Origin of the sequence: Acidovorax delafieldii 2AN (genome assembly GCF_000175235.1) — a bacterium.
GTDB lineage: Bacteria > Pseudomonadota > Gammaproteobacteria > Burkholderiales > Burkholderiaceae_C > Acidovorax > Acidovorax delafieldii_B.
Window position 1 is genome coordinate 1 of record NZ_ACQT01000577.1, and the last position, 854, is coordinate 854.

Annotated in this window: 2 protein-coding genes; both read right to left on the reverse strand. The window is 71.8% G+C overall.

The features are described from left to right. On the reverse strand, positions 1–350 hold a 350-nt coding region (locus ACDELDRAFT_RS23150), incomplete at its 3' end, for a P1 family peptidase (RefSeq protein WP_005801736.1). A 235-nt stretch (positions 351–585) separates the two neighbouring features. After that, positions 586–854: copper-binding protein (locus ACDELDRAFT_RS23155; protein ID WP_005801737.1), on the reverse strand; the 269-nt coding region annotated here is incomplete at its 5' end.

Consider the following 854-nt stretch of genomic DNA (forward strand, 5'->3'; position numbering starts at 1 on the left):
TCGAACAGCACGGCCGCAGGCACGAGGGGCAACCGGCCCACGGCCACGTCGAACCCCACACCGCGCTCTTCCAGCCAGCGCACGGCACCGGTGGCGGCTTCAAGCCCCCAGGCGCTGCCGCCGGCCAGCATGACCGCGTGCACGCTTTCGACCAGGTTGGATGGGGCCAGCAGATCGGTTTCGCGCGTGCCGGGCGCCGCGCCGCGCACGTCCACGCCACCCACCGCCCCCTGGCGCGCCATGACCACCGTGCACCCCGTGGGGCGGCGTGCATCGGTGAAGTGGCCCACTTCAATGCCCGCCACGCGGGTGATGCTGCCGGCCGTGCCAGCAAGACGTGTTGCATTCATGGGCGGTGATTATGGTGCCCCCACCCTGCCGCTGCCTTGCCGCGGCGCAGGAGCGCGGCACGGCCGCAGAGGGGGCCGCGGTCTCTACGCGCTCACGGTTGCCATTGAACGCGCCGTTCAATGCGTGGGGCCGGGCCCTGGGGGAGGGACGCCTTGACTGCCATGCGGCCGGGCATTGCTGCGGCGTGCCGGCCCAGGCACAGACTTGCTGGCGCAGCCTGCGCCGCAGGGGGGGTTAGCGGGCCGCTTCGATGTGGGTGATGAAGTAGCCGGCGCTTTGCCGCTCGGCCCGGAACCGGACCTTGTCACCCACCTGGAACGGTGCGAGCACGCTGGCGTCCTTCACCCGGAACACCATGGTCATGGGGGGCATTCCCAGGTTCTTGAGCTCGCCATGGCGCAGCGTGACCTTGAGCGCGCGCGGGTCCCAGCGGGTGATTTCACCCTCGCTCAGGTCCTGGGGCTGCACGGCCGCGCCGCCAGCGGCGCTGGTCGGCGCCGGTG